Annotated in this window: 19 protein-coding genes and 2 tRNA genes; 8 read left to right on the top strand and 13 right to left on the bottom strand. The window is 73.1% G+C overall.

The window, feature by feature from the left end; genetic code table 11:
- The first annotated feature begins 48 nt into the window (after positions 1-48).
- Positions 49-122, top strand: a tRNA-Lys gene (locus tag ACQEVM_RS29930).
- Between the two features lie 122 nt (positions 123-244).
- Here the strand turns inward: ACQEVM_RS29930 and ACQEVM_RS29925 are convergent.
- Positions 245-1,003 carry an IclR family transcriptional regulator gene (locus tag ACQEVM_RS29925; RefSeq protein ID WP_433084126.1) on the bottom strand — a complete coding sequence of 253 codons (759 nt, stop codon included), beginning with the start codon at positions 1,001-1,003 and terminating at the stop codon, positions 245-247.
- 247 nt (positions 1,004-1,250) lie between these two features.
- Here ACQEVM_RS29925 and ACQEVM_RS29920 point away from each other — a divergent pair, with 247 nt between their 5' ends.
- The 3 genes from ACQEVM_RS29920 to ACQEVM_RS29910 all read left to right on the top strand — a co-directional run bounded on the left by ACQEVM_RS29920 (position 1,251) and on the right by ACQEVM_RS29910 (position 4,890).
- The gene (locus tag ACQEVM_RS29920) at positions 1,251-2,378 is read left to right on the top strand and encodes an LLM class flavin-dependent oxidoreductase (RefSeq protein ID WP_433084124.1); all 1,128 of its coding nucleotides are present in this window, start codon (positions 1,251-1,253) and stop codon (positions 2,376-2,378) included.
- Between the two features lie 255 nt (positions 2,379-2,633).
- Entirely contained in the window at positions 2,634-4,340 is a 1,707-nt protein-coding gene (locus ACQEVM_RS29915) for a glycosyl hydrolase family 18 protein (protein ID WP_433084122.1), read from the top strand.
- 118 nt (positions 4,341-4,458) lie between these two features.
- Positions 4,459-4,890 carry a PPOX class F420-dependent oxidoreductase gene (locus ACQEVM_RS29910; protein WP_351755640.1) on the top strand — a complete coding sequence of 144 codons (432 nt, stop codon included), beginning with the start codon at positions 4,459-4,461 and terminating at the stop codon, positions 4,888-4,890.
- 64 nt (positions 4,891-4,954) lie between these two features.
- Here ACQEVM_RS29910 and ACQEVM_RS29905 read toward each other — a convergent pair whose 3' ends face one another.
- Complete coding sequence (locus ACQEVM_RS29905; protein WP_433084119.1) at positions 4,955-6,727, bottom strand: putative bifunctional diguanylate cyclase/phosphodiesterase; 1,773 nt, start codon at positions 6,725-6,727, stop codon at positions 4,955-4,957.
- Between the two features lie 439 nt (positions 6,728-7,166).
- On the opposite strand from ACQEVM_RS29905, the gene ACQEVM_RS29900 reads away from it, so the two are divergent.
- Complete coding sequence (locus ACQEVM_RS29900) at positions 7,167-8,402, top strand: M6 family metalloprotease domain-containing protein (protein ID WP_433084117.1); 1,236 nt, start codon at positions 7,167-7,169, stop codon at positions 8,400-8,402.
- A 75-nt stretch (positions 8,403-8,477) separates the two neighbouring features.
- On the opposite strand, the gene ACQEVM_RS29895 is transcribed toward ACQEVM_RS29900, so the two are convergent.
- From ACQEVM_RS29895 to ACQEVM_RS29860, 8 genes are all read right to left on the bottom strand, one after another.
- A tRNA-Lys gene (locus tag ACQEVM_RS29895) sits at positions 8,478-8,551 on the bottom strand.
- Positions 8,552-8,562: 11 nt separating this feature from the next.
- A complete protein-coding gene (locus ACQEVM_RS29890; protein WP_433084115.1) occupies positions 8,563-9,123 on the bottom strand; it encodes a bifunctional DNA primase/polymerase in 561 nt (186 codons plus the stop codon).
- Between the two features lie 166 nt (positions 9,124-9,289).
- Positions 9,290-9,637: a hypothetical protein gene (locus ACQEVM_RS29885; RefSeq protein WP_433084113.1), complete on the bottom strand. Its 348-nt coding sequence runs from the start codon at positions 9,635-9,637 to the stop codon at positions 9,290-9,292.
- Positions 9,638-9,719: 82 nt separating this feature from the next.
- Positions 9,720-10,277 carry an NADPH-dependent FMN reductase gene (locus tag ACQEVM_RS29880; RefSeq protein WP_433084111.1) on the bottom strand — a complete coding sequence of 186 codons (558 nt, stop codon included), beginning with the start codon at positions 10,275-10,277 and terminating at the stop codon, positions 9,720-9,722.
- Positions 10,278-10,422: 145 nt separating this feature from the next.
- Entirely contained in the window at positions 10,423-11,751 is a 1,329-nt protein-coding gene (locus tag ACQEVM_RS29875; protein ID WP_433084109.1) for an AAA domain-containing protein, read from the bottom strand.
- Entirely contained in the window at positions 11,748-13,325 is a 1,578-nt protein-coding gene (locus tag ACQEVM_RS29870; RefSeq protein ID WP_433084107.1) for a hypothetical protein, read from the bottom strand. Before ACQEVM_RS29870 ends, ACQEVM_RS29875 begins: the two co-directional genes overlap by 4 nt.
- The gene (locus ACQEVM_RS29865; protein WP_433084105.1) at positions 13,313-14,485 is read right to left on the bottom strand and encodes a hypothetical protein; all 1,173 of its coding nucleotides are present in this window, start codon (positions 14,483-14,485) and stop codon (positions 13,313-13,315) included. Before ACQEVM_RS29865 ends, ACQEVM_RS29870 begins: the two co-directional genes overlap by 13 nt.
- A complete protein-coding gene (locus ACQEVM_RS29860; RefSeq protein ID WP_433084103.1) occupies positions 14,412-15,260 on the bottom strand; it encodes a phosphatase PAP2 family protein in 849 nt (282 codons plus the stop codon). The genes ACQEVM_RS29865 and ACQEVM_RS29860 overlap by 74 nt, the downstream gene beginning before the upstream one ends.
- Positions 15,261-15,388: 128 nt before the next feature.
- Here ACQEVM_RS29860 and ACQEVM_RS29855 point away from each other — a divergent pair, with 128 nt between their 5' ends.
- On the top strand, positions 15,389-15,985 hold the full coding sequence (locus tag ACQEVM_RS29855) for a histidine phosphatase family protein (protein WP_361771631.1): 597 nt from the start codon (positions 15,389-15,391) through the stop codon (positions 15,983-15,985).
- Between the two features lie 54 nt (positions 15,986-16,039).
- On the opposite strand, the gene ACQEVM_RS29850 is transcribed toward ACQEVM_RS29855, so the two are convergent.
- Positions 16,040-17,362: a tetratricopeptide repeat protein gene (locus ACQEVM_RS29850; RefSeq protein ID WP_433084101.1), complete on the bottom strand. Its 1,323-nt coding sequence runs from the start codon at positions 17,360-17,362 to the stop codon at positions 16,040-16,042.
- Positions 17,363-17,606: 244 nt separating this feature from the next.
- On the opposite strand from ACQEVM_RS29850, the gene ACQEVM_RS29845 reads away from it, so the two are divergent.
- Positions 17,607-18,056: a hypothetical protein gene (locus ACQEVM_RS29845; RefSeq protein ID WP_433084099.1), complete on the top strand. Its 450-nt coding sequence runs from the start codon at positions 17,607-17,609 to the stop codon at positions 18,054-18,056.
- 25 nt (positions 18,057-18,081) lie between these two features.
- Positions 18,082-18,951 carry a spermidine synthase gene (locus ACQEVM_RS29840; protein WP_433084097.1) on the top strand — a complete coding sequence of 290 codons (870 nt, stop codon included), beginning with the start codon at positions 18,082-18,084 and terminating at the stop codon, positions 18,949-18,951.
- A gap of 16 nt (positions 18,952-18,967) precedes the next feature.
- Here ACQEVM_RS29840 and ACQEVM_RS29835 read toward each other — a convergent pair whose 3' ends face one another.
- Together ACQEVM_RS29835 and ACQEVM_RS29830 are read right to left on the bottom strand one after the other, a co-directional pair.
- The gene (locus tag ACQEVM_RS29835; protein ID WP_433084095.1) at positions 18,968-20,476 is read right to left on the bottom strand and encodes a class I adenylate-forming enzyme family protein; all 1,509 of its coding nucleotides are present in this window, start codon (positions 20,474-20,476) and stop codon (positions 18,968-18,970) included.
- A 75-nt stretch (positions 20,477-20,551) separates the two neighbouring features.
- Positions 20,552-21,100: a hypothetical protein gene (locus ACQEVM_RS29830; RefSeq protein WP_433084093.1), complete on the bottom strand. Its 549-nt coding sequence runs from the start codon at positions 21,098-21,100 to the stop codon at positions 20,552-20,554.
- Between the last annotated feature and the right edge of the window lie 78 nt (positions 21,101-21,178).

Below are 21,178 nucleotides of genomic sequence, written 5' to 3'. Positions count from 1 at the left end.
TAATGGTTTTGAGCACCCCCGGGGACCGGGTAGTATTTTCTCTGTCAGGCGCCGCTAGCTCAGTTGGTTAGAGCAGCTGACTCTTAATCAGCGGGTCCGGGGTTCGAGTCCCTGGCGGCGCACTTGTACTTCGGGCGGTTTCCGGTTCACCGGGAACCGCCCGAAGTGGTTTCCGGGCCCCGGCGCACGGGCCCGGAGCGGCCCTCGGGGCGTTCGGGGTGTTCGTCCCCGGGTGTGCGGCCCGTCAGAGCGTGAGCGACAGCAGGAGCGGCGCGGCCTTCCGGTTCAGCGTCTCCGCCGCGGCCCGCAGCCGGTGCGCGTGCTCGACCGGCATCGACAGGGCCAGGCAGCCCACCGAGGCGCCGGCGGTGATCGGCACCGCCGCGCAGACGGTGCCCACGGCGTACTCCTGGAGGTCCAGCACGGGCACGGTGGCGGGCTGGCTGTCCAGCCTGGAGAACAGCACGCGCTCGCTCACGATCGTCTTCGAGGTCAGTCGGGCGATCTTGTGCCGGGACAGGTGGTCCCGTCGACCGTTCTGGTCGAGCTGGGTCAGCAGGCACTTGCCGACCGCGCTGGCGTGCGCCGCCGAGCGGAAGTCGACCCACTCGTGCACCTTGGGGGTGCGCGGACTGTCCGCGAACTGGGTGATGCGGACCTCGCCGTCGACGTAGCGGCTGATGTAGACCGCCGCTCCGACCGAGTCCCGCAGCCGGTCGAGGGTGTCCTGGAGCTTGTCCTGGAGGGCTTGCTGCCGGTCGACGCCGGAGCCGAGGAGGACGAGGGAGTCCCCTATGGCGTAGGCGCCGTCGGAGACCTGGAGCACGTACCCCTCCCGGCGCAGCATCAACAGCATCGGGGACAGGTGGACCGAGGGCAGGCCTGTCTCACGCGCTATCTGCGCGTCGGTCACACCGCCGGTGTGCCGTGCGATCGTTTCGAGTACGCGAAGGGCGTACTGCACCGAATGGAACGGCGCGGTCGGCTCGGGCTTCAGCGCCACGGTTTTCCCCCTACCAGGTTGTTACCGCTTGCTCCCCCACGATAGCCATCAAGAGGCTTGTGTGGAGCGCCTGTTGAAGAGATTGATGGCTCAATCAAGTCCCTCTGCCTGGATCTACTCGTCTGGCATATGCCGCAGGCATGGCCGGCTCGGCGGTCCGTCGGGAATGCCCCGGCCCCCGCGATGGTTCGAATTCCTCGTACGGACATGCAGGAAGCCGCGAGGGCCGCACGGGACGGGAGCGACGATGAGTGACGCCGGGAACGAGGGAATCAGGGCAGCCGGGACGGGAGGCGCGGCGGATCCGATCCGGGGGACCGTGCGGGGGAACGCTCCGGTCCCGCTCTCGGTGCTGGACCTCGTCACCGTCGGGGCCGGCAGCACCGCCCACGCGTCGCTGCGCACCAGCGTGGCGATCTCCCGGCTGGCCGAATCCCGGGGGTTCCACCGGCACTGGGTGGCCGAACACCACTCCATGCCCGGCGTGGCCAGCTCCTCCCCGGCGGTGATCCTCGCCCACCTCGCCGCCCACACCTCCCGGATACGGCTCGGCTCGGGCGGGGTCATGCTGCCCAACCACGTCCCGTTGGCCGTCGCCGAGCAGTTCGGCACCCTGGAGGCCTTCGCCCCGGGCCGGATCGACCTCGGGCTGGGGCGCGCACCCGGCACGGACCCCCGTACCGCGGCCGCGCTGCGCGGAGCCGGGCGGGCGGACGACGCCGCCGACGGGTTCCCCCGACAGCTGGGGGAACTGATCCGCTTCCTCGACGACGACTTCCCCGACGGACACCCCTACGCCCGGGTGCACGCCGTACCCGGCCCCGTGCAGGGCCCCGCCGGTCGACCGCCGATCTGGTTGCTCGGCTCCTCCGGCTTCAGCGCCCGCCTCGCCGGCGAGCTCGGCCTGCCCTTCGCGTACGCCCACCACTTCTCGGCGGCCGGCACGATTCCCGCGCTGGACCTGTACCGGCAGAGCTTCCGGCCCTCGGCCGTGCTCGACACCCCCTACGCCCTGATCGGCGCCGCGGCCCTGGCCGCCGACACCGACGAGGAGGCGCGGGCGCAGGTGCTCACGGGCGCGCTGTCGATGCTGCGGTTGCGCGGCGGGCGGCCCGGTCTGGTCCCGACGCCCGAGGAGGCGGCCGCGTACCCCTTCTCGCCGTTGGAGCGGGAGTTCGTGGACGGTTGGCTCGCGAACATCGTCCACGGCACCCCCGACGAGGTCCGCGAGGGGCTCGACGACCTCGTGAAGCGGACGGGTGCGGACGAGCTGATGCTGACCGCCAACGCCCACGGCGGGGAGGCCAGGTTGCGCTCCTACGGGCTCATCGCAGATGCGTACGGCATGCCGACGGAGGACTCGAACTCCGCCTGAGCGCACAAGAACGGGGTTTGGCTGGTTTGTTGCCAAAACCTTGCCCGCACATGGCTTAGTGCAGCCTTAAACCGCTCGTCACCCGGGGTGGCGAGCGGTTTCGCGTATGCCCTCAGGTCTCTGACAAGGCCTTTTGGCGCCTGACTGGTCTAGTCCTTCTTTGGTCCAAACCATTGACTGAGGGCCGGGGTGATCGCTATCACTTCTCTCACCTGAAGCCGATGCTCCCCCCCTCCCACCCCCCGGAGTCAGTTCATGCACATCCGTAAACCCCTCGTCGCGGCCGCCGCCACGGCCGCGCTGGCAGCCGGTGCGCTGGCCGGCTTCGCGGGCCTCGGCACCGCCCAGGCCGCGGGCTCCGCCGGCACGGCGAGCGCCGGCGGCGTGAAGATCGCGTACTACGACCAGTGGAGCGTGTACGGGAACGCCTTCTACCCGAAGCACCTCGACACCCGCGGCATCGCCGGCAAGCTGGACGTGATCAACTACTCGTTCGGCAACATCCACCCCACCAACCTCACCTGCTTCGAGGCGAACAAGGCGGCGGGCGACGACAACAACCCCAACGCCGGTGACGGCGCGGGCGACTCGTACGCGGACTACCAGAAGTCCTTCAGCGCGGCCGACAGCGTCAGCGGGGTCGCCGACAAGTGGGACCAGCCGATCGTCGGCGTCTTCAACCAGTTCAAGCAGTTGAAGGCCAAGTACCCGCACCTGAAGATCAACATCTCGCTGGGCGGCTGGACCTACTCGAAGTACTTCAGCGACGCGGCCAAGACCGACGCCTCCCGCAAGAAGCTCGTGACGTCCTGCATCGACCAGTACATCAAGGGCAACCTGCCGGTCGAAGGCGGCTACGGCGGCCAGGGCGTCGCGGCCGGCATCTTCGACGGCATCGACATCGACTGGGAGTACCCCGGTTCCTCCGGCGGGCACCTGGGCAACCACTACGCCCCCGAGGACAAGCAGAACTTCACGCTCCTGCTCAAGGAGTTCCGCAGCCAGCTCGACGCCTACGGCGCGGCCAACGGCGGCAAGAAGTACCTGCTGACCTCCGCCCTCCCGGCCGGCCAGGACAAGATCAAGTACATCGAGACGGACAAGATCGGCGCGTACCTCGACTACGCGAACATCATGACGTACGACATGCACGGCGCCTGGGACAGCGACGGCCCCACGTACCACCAGTCCCCGCTGTACTCCCCGGCCGGCGACCCGACCGACCCGATCGCCCCGGGCACCCAGAAGTACAGCATCGACAACGCCATCGACTCCTGGATCGACGGCAACCCGGCCTACGGCATCACCGGCGGCTTCCCCGCCAACAAGCTGACCCTGGGCTACGAGTTCTACTACCGCGGCTGGAGGGGCGTCCCCGCCGGGGCGAACAACGGCCTCGCCCAGTCCGCGACCGGCGCCTCCGGCGCCCGGCCCACCAGCCAGCAGGCCGGCATCGCCAACTACAAGGAACTCGGCGGCCTCGTCGACAACCCGGCGAACACCTTCTGGGACGACCAGGCCAAGGCCTCGTACTTCTACAAGGACGGCGAGTTCTTCACCGGCCTCAACCAGAAGTCCATCCAGGCCCGGGTCGACTACGGCAAGCAGCGCGGCCTGGCCGGCGCGATGATGTACTCCCTCCTCGGGCTGGACAACAACACCACGCTGCTGAACCAGATCTCGGACGCCCTCGGCGGCACCACCCAGCCGCCGACCACCCCGCCGACCACGCCTCCGACCACTCCGCCCACGACCCCGCCGACCACGCCCCCCACCACGCCTCCGACGACGCCGCCCACCGGCTGCGGCTCGGTCCCGGCGTACGTCGCGGGCACGGTCTACACCGGCGGCACCGAGGTCTCCCACAACGGTCACAAGTGGAAGGCCCAGTGGTGGACGCAGAACGAGGTGCCCGGCTCCACCGGTGAATGGGGTGTCTGGAAGGACCTCGGCGCCTGCTGATCCCCCCACCCCGCGCCGAGCGCCGGCCACCCCCGCCCCCTCCCGGGGCGGGGGTGGCCGTGTTCGCGCACCGGCGCGTCGGGAACAACCCCCGACCGGTGTCGGGTTGACTCCGGACATGACTGCCACGCCCTTCGAACCGCGCGCGCTGCTCGCGGGGAGCCGACTCGGTGTCCTCGCCACGATCAAGTCGAGCGGCCTCCCCCAACTCTCCCCCGTCATGCCCTTCTACGACCGCGAGTCGGGCCTGCTGCACGTCTCGATGACCGAGGGGCGGGCCAAGACGGCGAACCTGCGCCGCGACCCGCGGGCCGCCCTGGAGGTCACCGCCCCCGACGGCCGCTCCTGGGCCACCGCCGAGGGACCCGTGACGCTCGTCGGCCCGGGTGCCGACCCGCACGGCCCCGAGGTCGACGCGCTGGTGGACTACTACCGCCTCGCCGCCGGCGAGCACCCGGACTGGGAGGAGTACCGGTCGGTGATGGTGTCCGACCGCAGGGTGCTGATGACGATGACGGTCGAGCGCGTGTACGGCGAGAAGCTCGGCTGAACCGCGCGGGCCTCACCGGCGCCGAACACCGCGGGCCTCACCGGCGCCACTTCGACGACAGGACCTACGCCCCGGGGCGCGAGCCGATCATCTCGGCGATCCGTTCCGGGGCCACGGCGCGCGAGTACAGCCAGCCCTGGCCCGTGTCGCAGCCCACGCGGCGCAGGCGCGCCGCCTGACCGGCGGTCTCCACGCACTCGGCGGTGACCGTCAGCCCCAGCCGGTGGGCGAGTTGCACGAGCGCCTCCACGATGGTCTCGTCGGCCGGATTCGGGTGCGAGCCCTCCTCGTAGCGGAACCCGCGGACGAAGGAGCCGTCCAACTTCAGCACCGACACCGGCAACCGGCTCAGGTAGGCCAGGTTCGAGTACCCGGTGCCGAAGTCGTCGATGGCGATCCGCACACCCATGTCGCTCAGCGCCTGGAGCGCCTGCAACGGCCGGCCCGCCGAGCCCATCACCGCCGACTCCGTCAGCTCCAACTGGAGCAGCTGCGGGGCCAGTCCGGTCTCGGCGAGGATCTCCGCGACATCGCCGACCAGGTCCGAGTCCCACACCTGGCGCACCGCGACATTGACGGAGACGAACACCGGTGTGTCACTGGGCTGTTCGATCTGCCAGCGGCGCGCCTGCCGGCAGGCGGTCCGCAACACCCACTGCCCCAACGGGACGATGGAGCCGTCCTCTTCGGCGATCCCGATGAACCGATTCGGCGTCAACATGCCGAACTGCGGGTGGTTCCAGCGCACCAGGGCCTCCACCCCGCGCACCGTCCCGCTCTCCAGGTCCACCAGCGGCTGGTACTCCAGGCGGAACTCGTCCCGCTCCACGGCCGGTCGCAGCGTCGACGACAGGGCCTGCCGGGTCATGCGGTGAGCGTTGCGCTCCGGGTCGAAGAGGGTCCAGCGGGCCTTGCCGTCCGCCTTCGCCCAGTACAGGGTCGTGTCGGCGGCCTGCATCAGCCCCGTCGCGGAGGTCCCTGCCGTAGCCCGCTCCACCACGCCGATCGACGCGGAGACCGACAGCCGTTGCCCGGCCAGGTCGAACGGCTCCTGCACGGCGTTCAACACGCTCCGCGCCAGGTCCGCGAGTTGCTCGGTACCGGTGGAGTCCTCGACGAGCAGGGCGAACTCGTCGCCGCCGAGCCGGGCCACCAGGTGCCCGCTCGTGCGCCCGTACCCGGACTGGTCGGCGCACTGCGTCAGCCGGGCCGCCACGGCCGCCAGCAGCCGGTCCCCGACCCGGTGGCCCAGGGTGTCGTTGACGGCCTTGAACCCGTCGAGGTCCAGGTAGCACAGCCCGATCCGGCCCGTGCCGCCGTCCTCGTACGAGGAGTGCTCCAGGGCGGCGGAGAGCCGTTCGAAGAAGAGCGTCCGGTTGGGGAGTCGGGTCACCGGGTCGTGCATCTGGAGGTGGCGCAGCCGGGCCTGGAGGTCGCGCCGGTCGCTGATGTCGGCGACCGACAGGAGGACGTCTCCGCTTCCGGGGACCGGCCCGAGGGTGACCTCGGTCCACAGCGAGTGTCCGTCGGGGTGTTTGAGGCGGCGGGTGCAGCGCAGTCGGGCCTGCCGGCCGCGGAGCACCTCCTGGTAGGCCTGCCAGGTGCGGGCCTCCGCGGCGAGGTCCACCAGGTCGGCGGCGGATCTTTCGACGAGCGCGAGCGGTTCGGCGCCCAGCAGCGCGGCGAGTGCCTCGTTGGCGACGACGACGTGACCGCTGCGGTCGACGACGGCCATCGCGAGGTGGGCCGCGTTGAAGGCGGCCTGGTAGTCGCGTGCCCCGGACGTGCGCGGGGACCGCGGGGCCGACGTGGTGGCCGCCGCGGGTTCGGTCGACATGCCGGGCACGGCCGGCACTGCCGGGTGACGCTCCGTGGTGGCCGATCGGATGCGGTCGGCCGCCGAACCGGTTCCCTCTGAGGTTCCGCTCACCGTTGGCTCCCGCAGTGCTCGTGAGTGTCCGTGCAGGAAAGTGTGCCGATCATAGAGGCTGCCGGACGGCCCTATCCAGCGGCGTCGCCGTACGGAGGGCGGTGGTTCGCGATGATGACGGATCGTCGGCCGATCGACGCGTGATCGTTCCTGCGCGGCTGTGAACGCCCGGGGGCCGCAGCTGATCTCCCGTGATCGGTCGTGACGTTCTGTAGGCGCGGCCGTGAAGTCCGGGGGTCACCGACTTGACGTATTGCTCACTCGTGTGGGGCAGCGGAACAGGGCATTCATAAGACAATCGCCTCAAGGTGGATGGAAAGGTACGAATCCACCACCGGAGGTCGATGTGCCGCGACAGCAGACACCCGGGGGAGTGGACCGCTCCCGCATCCGAAGTACGGCGGCCGTCGTCACTTCCATGGCGGCGCTCGCCGCGATGTCGCTCGTCGCCACCCCCGCAGCCGCCGCTTCCGGCGCCGGTCCCTGCGCACTGACCCGTACGGCGGCGCACCACTCCCTCGGGCTGGACACCTGGAACGGCGCGTACCCCCGGCCCGAGCGCACCCTGAACGCGGTCATGGTCTTCCTGTCCTTCCCCGACCATCGCACCGCCGTCACGCCCGAGCAGCTGACCGGCGACTACTTCCCCGCCACCAGCGAGTTCTTCCAGCGGGCCTCCTACGGGCGCTTCCGGCTGGTCCCGCACCCCCAGAAGCAGTGGGTCCGCATGCCCAAGCCGTCCACCGCGTACGGCATACGGCGCGACTGGGCTCCCGAGGACCGGGCCGCGTACCTGCGCGACGCCGTCGCCACCGCCGACCCCGCGGTGGACTTCAGCCGGTACGACGTCGTGTACTTCGTCGCCGACCCGGACGCGCCCGGAGTGGATTCGGACGCCACCAAGGTCGTCAACTTCGACCGGCCCATCCGGGCGGACGGCACGGATCTGCGGCGGATCGTCACCGTCTTCGAACAGCACCCGCCGGACCGCAACGTCCTCGCCCACGAGACCGGGCACGTCTTCGACCTGCCCGACCTCTACCACCGGCCGTCCGACGGCAAGGGCGACTGGGACACGTACGTCGGAGACTGGGACGTCATGGGCAGCCAGTTCGGGATGGCCCCGGACCTGTTCGCCTGGCACAAGTGGAAGCTGGGCTGGCTGAGCCCCTCCCAGGTCGACTGCGTGCGCTCCGGCTCCTCGCTGCACACCCTGCAACCGCTCGCGGAGGGCGTGCCCAACGGAGGTACCGGCGGCACCCGGCTGGCCGTGGTCCGCACCGGCCCCGGCAGTGCGATTGCCATCGAGGCCCGGGGCTCCGCCGGCAACGACGGGGACACCTGCACCGAGGGCGTCCTGGTCTACCGGGTCCGCAACGAGCCCGCCTCGGGCGGCGGCCCGATCGAGGTGCTGGACGGGCATCCGGGCACCGAGGCCTGCTGGGACCGGTCCGTGTACCCGCCGCTGGCGGACGCCCCGCTGGAGGTCGGCGAGACGTTCACGGTGCCGGGGGAACGGATCCGCATCGAGGTGGCGGACCGGACCCAGTCCGGCGCGTACACCGTGAAGATCACCACGTAGCCGCGCGGGTCCCGGTCCCGGGGACTCGCGGGCACGAAAAAGGCCCCCACTCGCGTGGGGGCCTTTCTCCGTCTGTGCGCCGCCAGGGACTCGAACCCCGGACCCGCTGATTAAGAGTCAGCTGCTCTAACCAACTGAGCTAGCGGCGCTTGGTGACGAGCTAGACATTAGCATCAGGATCGGCCGAACCAAAAATCGATACTTGCAGGCGGGCGGCGTGCAGGAAGGCCCAGAGCAGCGAATCGGCGCCCGGCAGCCAGGGCCGCCGGGAGTCCGGGGCCACCAGCCAGCGGGACGGCCCCGGAGAGGGCGCCAGCGGGGGCACGGTGACCGCGTCGCCGCGGCCGTGACAGAGCGGGGCGGCCGTGGCCCCGCCCCACTCCTCCCAGGCGAGCAGCGCCGGCAGCCGCTGGGCGGTGCCCGGCGCGGCGAAGAGCAGGGTCCGGCCGCGGTGCACGGCGGCGGGCCCGGAGCCGGGCCCCTCGGCCCACAGCAGGTCGAGCATGCGGCGTCCGAGCACGAGCGGGACGTTGACGACGTCGAAGGCGGTCCCGCAGGGCAGCGCGGCCGGAGCGGCGGGCCGCGCCCGCCACGCGGCGAGCGTGTCGTGGGGCAGGGCGCACGCGGAGGCGAGCCAGGCCGCGCCCTCGGAGGTGACGAGGGTCGCGGACGCGGGGGCGGTGCGGACTTCGCGGGCGGCGCAGCCGGTCAGAGTCGTCATGCCCCCAGGTCTACCGGGGGTAGTGCGACCAATCCGGGGAGTTACCGGAATCCGGGACAGGGGCGACCGGTCGGGAGTATGGTGCGCCCCGCATATGCCAGATGTGACGTGCGCCGCACCCGGATCGGATGCGGCGCACGGGTCGGCCCACTCCGGGCCACAGGGCCTAGGGGCCGTCCGGGTGGCCGTCCCGCAGCAGGGTCTCGCCGAACTCGATCATCTTGACCGCGTAGTCCTCGGTCCACTCCGCCTGCTCCGCGATGGCCGCTGCGGGCAGCCGGTCGAACCGGCGCGGGTCCGCCAGCTGCGCCGCGGCGACGGCCTGGAACTCCACCGCGCGCTCCTGGGCCGCCCGGAAGGCCAGCGTCAGCTCCGTCGCACGGGCCAGCAGCTCCTGCGGGTCGTCTATCGACTCCAGGTCGAAGAAGTGCTCCGGGTCCGTTGCCACCTCGGAAGGCTCGAAGAGCAGCGGCGCGGGCCGCAACCTCCGCTCGGTGCGCTCGGGCTCTGCCATGCGTGTCCTCCTGCTGCGCGTACGTCGTCCCTTCCGGGCCACCCTCCATTGTCCAACGTCGCGCAAGAGTGCACCCGGGGTGTCACACGCCCGCCGGCTCCTTCGCGAGCGCCGCGATGTCGTCGAACACGCCGGTGAGCTCCTCCGCGAGCCCCTCCGGAGCCGCGAATCCCTCGTCCGTGACCAGCGCGTTGATGCCGGGGACGGCCGCCGAACGCTCGGTGGGCAGCATGCCCAGACGGGTCAGGACCGGGCGCAGCATCTCGGCGGCGGGCGCTCCGCCGGTCGGGCCCGCGCTGTAGCTGACGATGCCGACCGGCTTGCCCCGCCACTCGCGGTAGAGGAAGTCGATGGCGTTCTTGAAGGGGGCGGTGTAGCCGCCGTTGTACATCGGCAGGACGAACAGCACGGCGTCGGACGCGTCGATCAGCGCGCTCCACGCCAGCGTGTGCGGATGGGTGTAGATGCCGCTGGAGGCGTACTCCGGCTCGTCCAGGAAGGGCAGCGCGATCTCGGCGAGATCGATCGGGGTGACCTCGAACGCGCCGTGCTCGCGGGCCCGGCCGACGACCCACTCGGCGAGCGGGCGCCCCGAGGAGGTGGGGCGGGTCGCGGCGTAGATGACGTGCAGACGGGTCATGGGGTGTTCGTTCCTTCGGCTGTCGGTGCGGTGCGTCGAAGGGCAGTCTGGTGGGTGACGTGGCCCCCGGCAAAGCCGCGGACGGATGACGGGCCCGCCGGGTGGGTGCGGCCCCACCGATGACGTCGGCGCCCGAACTCCCGCCTCAGGGACGCCAGGCCACCCGATGCTCCGACAGGTGCGCCAGCACCGAGTGGTTGGCCTCCCAGCCGTCCGGGAACTTCACCGTCACCCCCAGCTGTACCGGCTCCGAGGACGGATGGTCGTCCAGCAGTTCCGCTATGCCCGCCCGGGCCACCACCACACAGGCGTGCCGGTGCCGGGACGCCAGCACGCACAGCCGCCCCGTCTCCAGGTGGAACGCGGTCGCGTCCGGCCGCCCCGACAGCGGGTGGAGCACCACCGTCAGGTCGAACTCCCGTCCCTGGAGCCGGTTCGCGGTGTCCACCGTCACTCCCGGCACGCCCAGCGCCGTCAACGCCGCCCGCACGGCGGCGGCCTGGTCCCGGTGGGCGGTGCCCACCGCGATCCGGTCGGCGGTCAACGGCGCGGGGCCCGCGGACTGTTCGTCCTCCGTCACCGCACCCCGGTCCAGTGCCCGGCGCACCACCAGGGCCACCGCCCGCACCGCCTCCGGGTCGGTCCGCGGCGTGTGCCGCGCGGGCAGCTCCAGCAGGCCCCAGCCCGACTCCGCGGCCTCGTCCAACACCCGGTCCGGCCCCGAACCGTCCGAGGCGACCGCGTACGACAGCCGCCGCTCACCGGGGCCGGTGCCGCTGCGGAACCGGTTGTACGGGTAGAACGCCCGCGACACCAGCGGAGCGGCCGACGCGGGCAGCCGCCAGGACACCGGCAGCCGGTGCTGCGGCAGGTGCGGGTTGTGGGCCAGCAGGGTGGACACCGCCGAGGCGGAGGGGTCGTAGGACAACCCGGCCCACTGCTCCGCGCCGACCACGCTGAACGGGTCGAGCTGCCCGGGGTCGCCCACGAACAGCGCCCGCTCGAACAGCCCGGCCACGGCCAACAGCGCGTCCGAACGCATCTGGTACGCCTCGTCCACGATGGCGTGCTCCCACGGCTCCGTGTCCTTCACGTACGCCCACTTCGCCGCCGTCGAGATGGTGATCGGCAGCTCGGCGAGGTCGGCCGGCTTCGCCGACAGGGTCACCGAGGGCAGCTCGCGCAGCGCCGGGTCGTAGGCGTCGCCGTCGCTGCTGTGCAGCCGGCCGACCTTCAGCCCCGGATCCTTGCCGTGCAACCGGAACACCAGGTCGTCGACCTGCGCGTTCGTCTGTGCGACCACCATCAGCCGGCGCCCGGCGGCGGCCAGCTCCCGGGCGGCCCGGACCACCAGCGTGGACTTGCCGGCGCCCGGCGGGGAGTCGACGACGACGCCCCGCTCCGCGCCGTGCAGGGTGTCGTGCAGGATGGCGGCGGTCGCCCGGTCGGCGGCCGCTCCCGGATCGAAGCTCACAACAGGTCCTCGGCGGTCACGGGATCGGGCGCGGGCAGGTGCGGTCGGTCGGCGCTCAGGTGCGCCGGCGGTCCTCCGTGCGTCCACGGGGTCTTCTCCGGCTCGGGCAGCCTGGGGCCGCCGCGCGCGTCGTGCTCGAACAGCGTCCAGCAGAGCCGGTCGCCCTTCTCGGGCACCGATCCGGGGGTGGGTTCCCTGCCGCCGCCCATCTTGTCGAGCAGCCGCAGCACGATCCGCCCCGCCTCCTCGAACCGCACGAACTCGGCCGCCTGCGGGCGTCCGTCGAGCGAACGGAACACCTTCCCGCCCCCGCCGTCCGCCAACTGCGGCCGGTCCTCGGTGTCCACCGTCACCAGCGGGCGCGGGCGCGGCCGCTTGGCCTGCGTCCACTCCATGACCACCTCGGTGACCTCGCCGGCGAACGCCTCCCCGGACAGCCGCCGACCCGCCATCACCAGGGGGTCGTCCAGCGCCTCCTGGGCGTCGAGACGGACCTGCTCGGTCTCGCGCGTGGCCAGCTTCTGGGCGGCCGTCACCGCGTCGTCGCGGCGCGGCTGCGGGGGCTCGCCCGCCCGGACCCGGTCGCGGTGCCCGGTGTACGACCAGCGGTCGCGGGTCCAGCGCTCCTCGGTCCGTTCCCCGGCGGGCAGTGCGCGCACCAGTTCCAGCGCCCGCCACACCGCCGCCCAGGTGGGGCGGGTCTGGTCCGCGACGAGTTCCCGGACCGCCTGCTCGGCCCGCTCGACGGCGGCCGGATCGCCCGAGGCGCGCGCCGCGTCGTAGCGGGCCATCGCCGGGGCCAGCAGCCGGTTGTCGAAGGCGGGGTCGGTGGCCGGTCCGGCGGGCGGCACCAGCAGCCCGCCCCGCGGGTCCCGGGCCACCTCGGCGCGCAGGGCCGCCTCCGCGCCGGATTCCCCCTCCGGCGGTGCGATCCAGGCGAGCAGGGCGCCCAGGTGCTGGTCCTCCAGGTTGCTCTGGCCCGTCGCCCAGTGCCGACCGAGCAGGTCCGTCGCCGACAACAGCATCGAGGAACCGGGCACCCGCGCCCGCTCCCCGAGGTGCGTGAACCAGCGCCCCAGCAGCGGCACCCGGGCCGGCGCCGGGTACGGGTTCTCCGGGTCCTCCTCGGCCGTCCGCCGGAACCGCATCGACCGACCGAGGAGCCGTACGTACTCCACGCCCGCCCGGCTGGGCACGATCAGTTGGGGGGCGTCCAGGCACAGCTCGGCGGCGACCTTGTTCTTGGCGCCCGTCTCGGGATCGGTCTCGTTGCGCTCCACCAGCTCGACGTCGTCCGCGTACCCGTCCACGTACGGCAGGACCAGGTCGGCCAGCTCCGCGAGGAAGGTCCAGCGCAGGTCGCGGTCGCGCGGCTGCGGGACCACGAGCAGCGTCGGTTCCGCCGGGTCGGTGCCGACCAGGGCGCCCAGCGGCGCCCCGGCCTCGCCGGCGGTGGTCAGGGGCACGACGACCAGCGGGCGCGCGCCCAGGTGCCGGTGCCGCACGGTCGCCAGTGCCTGGGCCCGGCCCGCCCGGACCGCCTCCAGGCGCGCGAGGGTGTTCAGCAGGGGCATGCGGTCGCCTCCGGGGACGTCCGGGCGGGGACGAGGGCGAGGGCCTCGGCGCGCAGCCGGGCGGCCCGGTGCAGCGCCGCCGCGATCGGGTCCTCGGCGGGGCCCGCCCCCGAGGCCGCCGCGAGGGCCGCCTCCACGGTGGTCAGACCGCCCAGTTCGCCCCTCAGGGACCGGCCGAGCGCGGTCACCTCGTCTGCGTCGCGGGCCCGCTCCCGGCAGTGGAAGGCCAGCTCGCAGGCGGCCAGGCACTCGGGGGCGTACGCGGCGCCGACGGCGGACACCGACTCGGTCAGCTCCTCGGCCGGCCGGGCGGGATCGAAGCAGGTCCCCTCCGGCAGTGCGGCGGCCAGGTCCTCGACGCGGGTCAGCCGCTCCAACTGACGTCGGGTCACCGCGCGTTCGCGCCGCACGTCGACGAGCGCCGCGGTGGGCAGGTTGGAGAAGTCCTTGGGGCAGACCAGCACGACCGAGTGACCCACGGTGGAGCCGGGGAGCTTCTCCGCGGTCTTCTCCAGGGCCAGCACGTACACGGCGGCCTGCCGTGCGGCGGCGCCCACCTTCGCGGCGTCGGCGCCCCCGTCGATCATCGGGAACGACTTGATCTCCACGACGGTCCACTGGCCGTCGGGGTGCACGACGACGGCGTCCGGCTCCAGGTACGCGGGCGTGCCCGCCACCTCCAGGGCCAGCATCGGGTGGTCGAGCAGCGTCCAGGTCCCGGCGGCCGTGGCCTCGCGCAGGGCCAGCGCCGTGCGGGCGGCGCGTCCCTCGGGGCCGGCGGCGGTGAGATCGGGCACCGGGGTGGCCGGGCCGGGGGGCTCGCTCCCGGCGCCGAGCCGTTCGTGGACCAGGCGCAGGAGTTCGGCCCCGCCGTCGCCCTTGACCTTGGCTTCGAAGGAGTTGCCGCGGACTATGGCGAACTGGGACTGACCGAAGGGGGCGGGCGAGCCGAGGGCCTGCGCGAGGGCAGTCTTGTCCACCCCGGCGCCGTCGAGCAGGGCCCGTCTGCCGCAGCCCGGGTTGGCGGCGAGCGCGGCCAGCGCCCGGGCGTCGAGCGGGCGGGGCGGCACGGCGGGGCCGCGCAGGTCAGCGAGCCGCTGCCGCAGTGTCGTCGTCTGCGGTGTTCTCTGCGGAGGGCCGCCGGTCGGGTAGGAGCTCACGGGCGGAAGTGTCCCATCCGCCACTGACAATCGTGGTCTTACGCCGGAAACCGGCTGTTCCCGAGCGGAACCGGCGGGCCAGGAGCAGGCCCAGGCCCATCACGGCGGCCCCGGCGACGGCGTCCAGGAAGTAGTGGTTGGCCGTGCCCATGACCATCAGCGCGGTGGCTGCCGGGTAGGCGATCCCCAGGGCCCGTGCGAGGGGGTGCCGGGCGTGGGTCCACAGCAGCACCCCGCACCACAGGGCCCAGCCGACGTGCAGGCTCGGCATCGCCGCGTACTGGTTGGTGAAGGACCCGAGCCCGCGCGGGGCGCCGGCCTCCCCGCCCCACCAGCCGTACGCGCTGTACCGGGCCATCGTGTCCGTGAACCCGTGCGCGGCGTCGAGCAGCCGGGGCGGGCAGGTGGGCATCAGGGCGAAGCCGATCAGCCCGAGCAGGGTGGAGACCACCAGCCAGGTGCGGGCGGACCGGTAGTGCGCGGGCCGTCGGCGGTGGAGCCAGAGCAGGACGGCCGGGGTGACGAGGTAGTGGAGCGAGGCGTAGCCGAAATCGGCGGGCACGCCCCACCAGGGGGATCCGGAGAACAGGCGGTTCAGCGGGCGCTCGAAGTCGATCCGCAGCACTTCCTCGACGCGCAGGACGCCGAGGCCGTTCCCGACGGCGAGGTCCGTGTCGCCCCGGGCGAGGAGCCGGCCGGCGGAGTACGCGCCGTAGAGGAGTCCGAGGAGGAGCAGTTCCGTCCACCATCGAGGGGGCCGCCGCCTGTCAGTCATGAGGTGTAGGACGCTTGTGCGACCGGGGGAGTTGCCCGGTGCGCAGGTGATGGATGATGGACGGACGACGGAACCGCCTCGAAAGCGGGCCGATCCGTACACATCGACATGTACCGGGAGAAATTCACATGGCCCCCCGCATCCTGCTGGCCCGCCACGGCCAGACGGCGTGGTCGCAGCTTGGCAAGCACACCGGGCGCACCGACGTGCCCCTGCTGGAGGAGGGCCGGCGGGGCGCGAAGCTGCTCGGAGAGCGGCTGGCGCGCGAACCGTGGGCGGGCCTGCCCGGCCTGGAGGTGCGCACCAGCCCCCTGGTCCGCGCGAGCGAGAGCTGCGACCTGGCCGGCTTCGGGGCCCGCGCCGAGCCCTGGGACACCCTGATGGAGTGGGACTACGGCGACTACGAGGGCATGACCCCGGCCGAGATCCAGGCGATCCGCCCCGGCTGGCTGATCTGGCGCGACGGGGTCCCCGGCGGCGAGTCCGTCGCGGACGTCGCGGCCCGTGCCGACGAGGTCGTCGCCTGGGCCCGCTCGGCCGAACGCGACGTCCTCGTCTTCGCCCACGGCCACGTCCTGCGCACCCTCGCCGCCCGCTGGCTCGGCTTCGAGGCCTCCTTCGGCGCCCGGATCCGGCTGGAACCCACCTCCCTGTCGGTGCTGGGCTGGGCGTACGGCGAGCCCGCGCTGGAACGCTGGAACGACACCGGCCACCTGGACGGCTGACCGTCACCGACGAAGCGCCCGGCGCGACCGGACCCGACCGGGGTCCCGCTCGCGTCAGGCCGTCGCGTGGCGGGCCAGGAAGGCGCCGACCCGCGGTGAACGCTGTTGCGGTACCAGCGTCTCGGCCGTCCCCGCCAGTATCGACCTGACCCGGGTCGACTGGACCTCGGAGAGCAGGTCCAGCACCCGGGAGCCCGCCCAGGCGGCCTCGTCGGGCGCGCCCGCGTGGGCCAGGTTGTCGGCCAGCTCGGCGGTGTAGAGGGCCACGTTCCGGGCGAAATGCGGGTCTTGGAGGTCCGCCGCCCGACGGGCGTGCCGGGCCGCGCGCGCGTGCTCCCCGAGCGCCGCCCAACACCGGGACTCCAAGGACTCCAACTCGGCCTCCCCGAAGAACGACATCCACTCGGGGTCCGCGCCCGCGGCGCCCCGCGAGAACTCCGTGTGCGCCCGGGTCAGCGCCTCCTCGCAGGCCCTGCGGTCGTCCAGCCCCGCCCATCCGCCCGCCTCCCGCAGGGCCAGCAGCGACAGCAGCCGGGGCGAGCCCAGCGCGCGGGCCGCGCGCCGACCCGCCTGGGCCGCCCGCACCGACTCGCGCGGCCGCCCGCAGTCCCGGGCCAGGAACGCCATGTTGCTGAAGGCGTGCGCCTCCAGGGCCGAGTCGCCGGACACCCGGGCCGTCGCCAGGGCCTCCGCGTAGTGCGAGCGGGCGTCCTCGAAGCGGCCCGAGTCGTGCGCCAGCCACCCCACGGACACCGCCAACTCGCCCGCCCCCGAGTGCAGTCGGTCCTCGATGGACTGCCGGGAGGCCCCGGCGTCCAGCAACGCGTAGGCCGTGCGCAGGGGTTCGGCCGCCCGCCGGTACAGGGCGTCGGCGCCGTGCCGGTCGTCCAGCAGACGGATCTGACGCACGGCCTCCTCGACCGCGGCGGCCTCGGACTCGCCGGCCCGGGAGGGGGCCCGGCGGGAGTCCCCGAGCTGGGTGAGGCCGAGCGTCGCGACCGCCACGGTCGCGGAGCCGCCCGCCATGAACGCGCGACGCAGCACGTCGCTCTCCTTGGAACGGTGGATGAGGTGGGGGACGGAGGGGGGTGTCGGGGCGACGCGCTGCGCGGAGCGCCCGCGCACCGCCTCGCGCGGGGAGAATCCGAGGTCGGCCAGGGTGCGACCGGGGAACATGTGGAGGAAGACGCGCTCGTAGGCGTAGTTGGGACAGCGGATCTCGCCGGACTCCACCCGCCCGATGTAGCGGGCGTCGCAGGAAACCGTTTCGCCGATCTCCCGTGCGGCCCGGCGGACCGAGGCCGCGAACTCGGCCGGGGAACGCGCTCCGCGCAATCGCCGGAAGGAGGAGTTGGGTGAGTGGGGGGACGCCGCCATGGACGTGGCCTCTCTGGACTTCGGGCTTTCCTCAGACTGTGCCCGGCGCGCACGAAGGTACCGCCGGAGAAGGACCGTTCATGCGGTGTTTGGCTACAAAACGGATATCTCACCCGCGATCCGCCATGAACTGCCATCCTTTGCGGCATCGTTGCGCCGCACCCGTTGACGTCCCGCCGCGTTGAACCCATGCGCAGTGGCTCGTACGCGGATCTGAGGAGGGGTTCCCTTGGTGGAGGGCGGCATGGAGAGCATCGGAACGAACACCGCGCCCGAGCCGCGGGCGGTCGGGACGCTGGGCACCCTCGACGCGCCGGACCCGGCCGAGGCACCCGACCTGGTGACCGTACCCACCCGGCAGGGACTGGAGGCGGTCGACATCATCCGTCGCGCCACCCACCACACCGCCCCCGGCGTCGGCCCGGTCCTGCACGACGGCTCCGGCGCCACCCTCGGCTTCCTCGTCCCGCCCGGCACCGCCGACGCCTGGGACCTGCCCGGCAGCGCCTGCACGCAGACCAACGGACGCGGCCTGCGCATCGGCGACGCCGAGGTCTGCGCCTCGCCCACCGTTGACGGCGGCGGCTGGCTGCTGCCCCCCGAGGCCGTCGGACCCGTCACCGACCCCGACGTGCTGCGCGCGGCGCTCGGCGAGGCCGCCCGACTGATCGAGGCGGCCGACAACTGCCGCTGATGCCCTGACCGGCGATAATGGGCGCATGGCAGGGAAGAGCAAGGGCAGCGGGCGCAGGGGTGCCGTGGAGCCGGTCGTCGGGCAGGTGGACGGCGGCCTCGCGGAGTTGACGCCCGATCGAGAGCGCGCGGGCGCCTGGACCCTGCTGATCGACGGGGCCCCGCAGTCACACGTCGACCTCGCCGACCCCGGATACCTGGACTTCGCGTACCAGCGCCGGATCGGCCACCTCATCGACCTCGTCGCGCCCGCCCGGCAGCCCCTGAACGTGCTGCACCTGGGCGGCGGCGCCTTCACCCTGGCCCGCTACACCGCGGCGAGCCGCCCCCGCTCCACCCAGCAGGTGGTGGAGATCGACGCCGGCCTGGTGGCCTTCGTGCGGGAACACCTTCCGCTCGACCCGCAGGCACGGGTCCGGGTGCGGGCCGTGGACGCGCGGGTGGGCCTCGCCAAGGTGCCCGACGGCTGGGCCGACCTCGTCATCGCGGACGTGTTCGGCGGCGCCCGCACCCCGGCCCACCTGACGAGCGCCGAGTTCCTCGACGAGGTACGCCGCGCCCTGGCGCCCGGCGGCTGGTACGTGGCCAACCTCGCCGACGGCCCGCCGCTGGCACACCTGAAGGGCCAGATCGCCACCGCCGCCACCCGGTTCGCGGAACTCGCCCTGGCCGCCGACCCCGTGGTGTGGCGGGGCAAACGCTTCGGCAACGCCGTACTCGTGGCCGCCGACCGGGAGCTGCCGGTCGCGGAGTTCACCCGGCGCGTGGCCACCGATCCCCACCCGGGGCGGGTGGAGCACGGTCGGGCGCTGGCGGACTTCGCGGGCGGCGCGGCCCCGGTGACCGACGCCTCGGCGGTGGCCTCGCCGGAACCCCCGCCGTCGGTGTTCCGCTAGGTCCCGTCCTCCGTGTCTAGACCCCGTCGTCCGCATCCCGCCGGGCCAGTTCGCGCAGGTGCCGCTTGTCCGTTTTGCCGCGGTCCGTCAGGGGGAGCGCCGGCAGCCAGAACACCGCCGTCGGGCGGTGGTCCCGCGCCAGCTCCCGCTCCACCAGCGCGCACGCCGCGTCGGCCGCCTCCCCGGACGGGTCCGCACCGGCGGCCGGCACCAGGAAGGCGCACACCTCCTCGCCGGTGACCTCGTGGAACCGGCCCACCACCGCGGCCTCCGCCACCGAGGGATGCCGGGTCAGCGCCGCCTCCACCGGCCCGCAGTAGATGTTCTCCCCGTCCACCATCACCACGTCCTTGACCCGGTCGTCGAGGTACAGGTACCCGTCCGCGTCGAAGTGACCGAGGTCCCCGGTGCGCAGCCAGCCGTCACGCAGCACCTCCGCCGTCTGCTCGGGCCGCTTCCAGTAGCCGGCCATGACCGTCGCGGACCGCACCCACACCTCGCCCGTGTCGCCGTCCGCGCACGCGCTCCCGTCCGCCGCACGGATCCGCGCCGTCACCCCCGGCACGGGCCGGCCCACCGAGCCGAGGAGTTCGGGGCGGTCGAGGGCCGCCGCCTCGTGGTCGGCCGCGGTGAGCCGGCAGATCACCCCCGACTCGTTCATCCCGTACCCCTGCCGCCACTCCTTGCCGGCCCCCCAGCCGGTCAGCGCCCGACGCAGCCGCTCCGGATGGACGGGCGCGTCGCCGTACGAGACCTGTGCCAGGCCGGGCACCCCGGCGGCGGTCACGGGGTCGTCCAGCAGCCGGTAGACCATCGAGGTCGTCAGGTACGTGGACACGGGCCCCAGCCGGCGGCAGGCCTCGGCGAACCCCCTCGTGTCGAAGGGGCCGAGGACCTCGCTGCGGCCACCCGCCCGCAACTGTTCCAGACACCGGCCCCCGGACCGCTGGGCCAGCGAGGTCACCGACAGGTAGACCCGTTCGGCACTCCGGCCGCGATCGGCCTTGCGGGCCGCCATCGCCCCGAACGTGGAGGCCACCCCCTTCGGGCGGCCCGTCGTACCGCCCGTGTACGTCACCCGGGCCACGTCCTGCTCGCGGGCCCCCACCGCCACCGGCGTCGCGTCCAGGGAGCGGGCCGACTCCAGCAGCGCGGCCACGGCCACCAGGGCGACCCCGGTGTCCGGGACCGGGGTGTCGTGGACCACCAGCGCCGGTTCGCAGTCCCGCAGCAGGAACTCCAGGCCGTGGGTGGCCGGTCCGACGACGACCTGGGTCAGCCGGGCACCCAGCAGGTGCGCCGCCAACCGTACGAGCAACTGCTCGGGCGGGTTGCCGGCCGTCACGCAGGCCAGTCCCGAGCCCCGGCCGACGCCGAGCCCGGACAGGGCGCCGGCCAGCCGGTACGCCTCGGCCAGCACCTCGTCGAAGGTCAGCAGCCAGGACGGGCCGGCGCCGAGCGCGGGTTCGCCCGCGTGCCGCTCGCACGCCTCGATCAGGTCCGTGACGTACCGCGCGCCACCCATGTCCGCCGCCCCTCCCTCGTCACCACCGGTCGCTGCCGACGGTAGCCGAGGGGGTCGCGCGGACCCCCGGCCGGCTCAGGGATCCACGATCTCCACGCGCGGGGCCGTGTCGTGCCAGGTGCAGAACACCGACACCTCGCGGCCCTCCTTGGTGAAGGTGACCCGGATCCAGAAGTCCTGCTTCCACACCTGCATGCGCCAACCGGCCGCCGGGGTGGCCGACACCAACTCGGCCGAGGACTTCCCGATGTCGAAGGCCACCCGACCGCCGGACACCGAATACCCCTTCACGTCGTCCCCGCCGGACCCGCCGTCCGGCTGCCGGTACGGGCGCGGGCTCGGCGACGCGGACGGCGGCTTCGACTTCCCCGCGGACGGCACGGCCGACGGTGACGGGGCCGAGGACGAGGCGGAGGGCGAAGGGGACGCGGGCGGCGGAGCGGGGGAGGACGGCGGATCCGCGTGGTGCGTCGAGGAGGACAACGGCACCGCGGTCAGCGGGACCGCGAGCGGAGGATCGTAGGCGGTGCCGGACATGACGGTGTGCACGCCCCACCACGACAGCGTCACCGCCGCCGCCGTGGACAGCGTCCACGCCATGGCATGTACAAGTCCTCTCAGCATCACGGCACATACTGCACCACCCGTCACAGAGACGGCCCGGCGCCTCCCGGCATCCCCCGAATGGACTACGGTGCCGCC

It is taken from the genome of Streptomyces sp. CA-243310 (assembly GCF_050936775.1).
Classification (GTDB): domain Bacteria; phylum Actinomycetota; class Actinomycetes; order Streptomycetales; family Streptomycetaceae; genus Streptomyces.
Note: the sequence above shows the minus strand (reverse complement) of the source record. Positions and strands in the feature narration are given on the sequence as shown.

What these genes read in the sequence shown, in the direction of transcription:
- ACQEVM_RS29920 (WP_433084124.1), top strand. Translation starts at nt 1,251, where the DNA reads ATGAGTGACGCCGGGAACGAGGGAATCAGGGCAGCCGGGACGGGAGGC.
- ACQEVM_RS29915 (WP_433084122.1), top strand. Translation starts at nt 2,634, where the DNA reads ATGCACATCCGTAAACCCCTCGTCGCGGCCGCCGCCACGGCCGCGCTG.
- ACQEVM_RS29910 (WP_351755640.1), top strand. Translation starts at nt 4,459, where the DNA reads ATGACTGCCACGCCCTTCGAACCGCGCGCGCTGCTCGCGGGGAGCCGA.
- ACQEVM_RS29905 (WP_433084119.1), bottom strand. Translation starts at nt 6,727, where the DNA reads ATGTCGACCGAACCCGCGGCGGCCACCACGTCGGCCCCGCGGTCCCCG.
- ACQEVM_RS29890 (WP_433084115.1), bottom strand. Translation starts at nt 9,123, where the DNA reads ATGACGACTCTGACCGGCTGCGCCGCCCGCGAAGTCCGCACCGCCCCC.
- ACQEVM_RS29885 (WP_433084113.1), bottom strand. Translation starts at nt 9,637, where the DNA reads ATGGCAGAGCCCGAGCGCACCGAGCGGAGGTTGCGGCCCGCGCCGCTG.
- ACQEVM_RS29880 (WP_433084111.1), bottom strand. Translation starts at nt 10,277, where the DNA reads ATGACCCGTCTGCACGTCATCTACGCCGCGACCCGCCCCACCTCCTCG.
- ACQEVM_RS29870 (WP_433084107.1), bottom strand. Translation starts at nt 13,325, where the DNA reads ATGCCCCTGCTGAACACCCTCGCGCGCCTGGAGGCGGTCCGGGCGGGC.
- ACQEVM_RS29860 (WP_433084103.1), bottom strand. Translation starts at nt 15,260, where the DNA reads ATGACTGACAGGCGGCGGCCCCCTCGATGGTGGACGGAACTGCTCCTC.
- ACQEVM_RS29855 (WP_361771631.1), top strand. Translation starts at nt 15,389, where the DNA reads ATGGCCCCCCGCATCCTGCTGGCCCGCCACGGCCAGACGGCGTGGTCG.
- ACQEVM_RS29850 (WP_433084101.1), bottom strand. Translation starts at nt 17,362, where the DNA reads ATGGCGGCGTCCCCCCACTCACCCAACTCCTCCTTCCGGCGATTGCGC.
- ACQEVM_RS29845 (WP_433084099.1), top strand. Translation starts at nt 17,607, where the DNA reads ATGGAGAGCATCGGAACGAACACCGCGCCCGAGCCGCGGGCGGTCGGG.
- ACQEVM_RS29840 (WP_433084097.1), top strand. Translation starts at nt 18,082, where the DNA reads ATGGCAGGGAAGAGCAAGGGCAGCGGGCGCAGGGGTGCCGTGGAGCCG.
- ACQEVM_RS29835 (WP_433084095.1), bottom strand. Translation starts at nt 20,476, where the DNA reads ATGGGTGGCGCGCGGTACGTCACGGACCTGATCGAGGCGTGCGAGCGG.
- ACQEVM_RS29830 (WP_433084093.1), bottom strand. Translation starts at nt 21,100, where the DNA reads ATGCTGAGAGGACTTGTACATGCCATGGCGTGGACGCTGTCCACGGCG.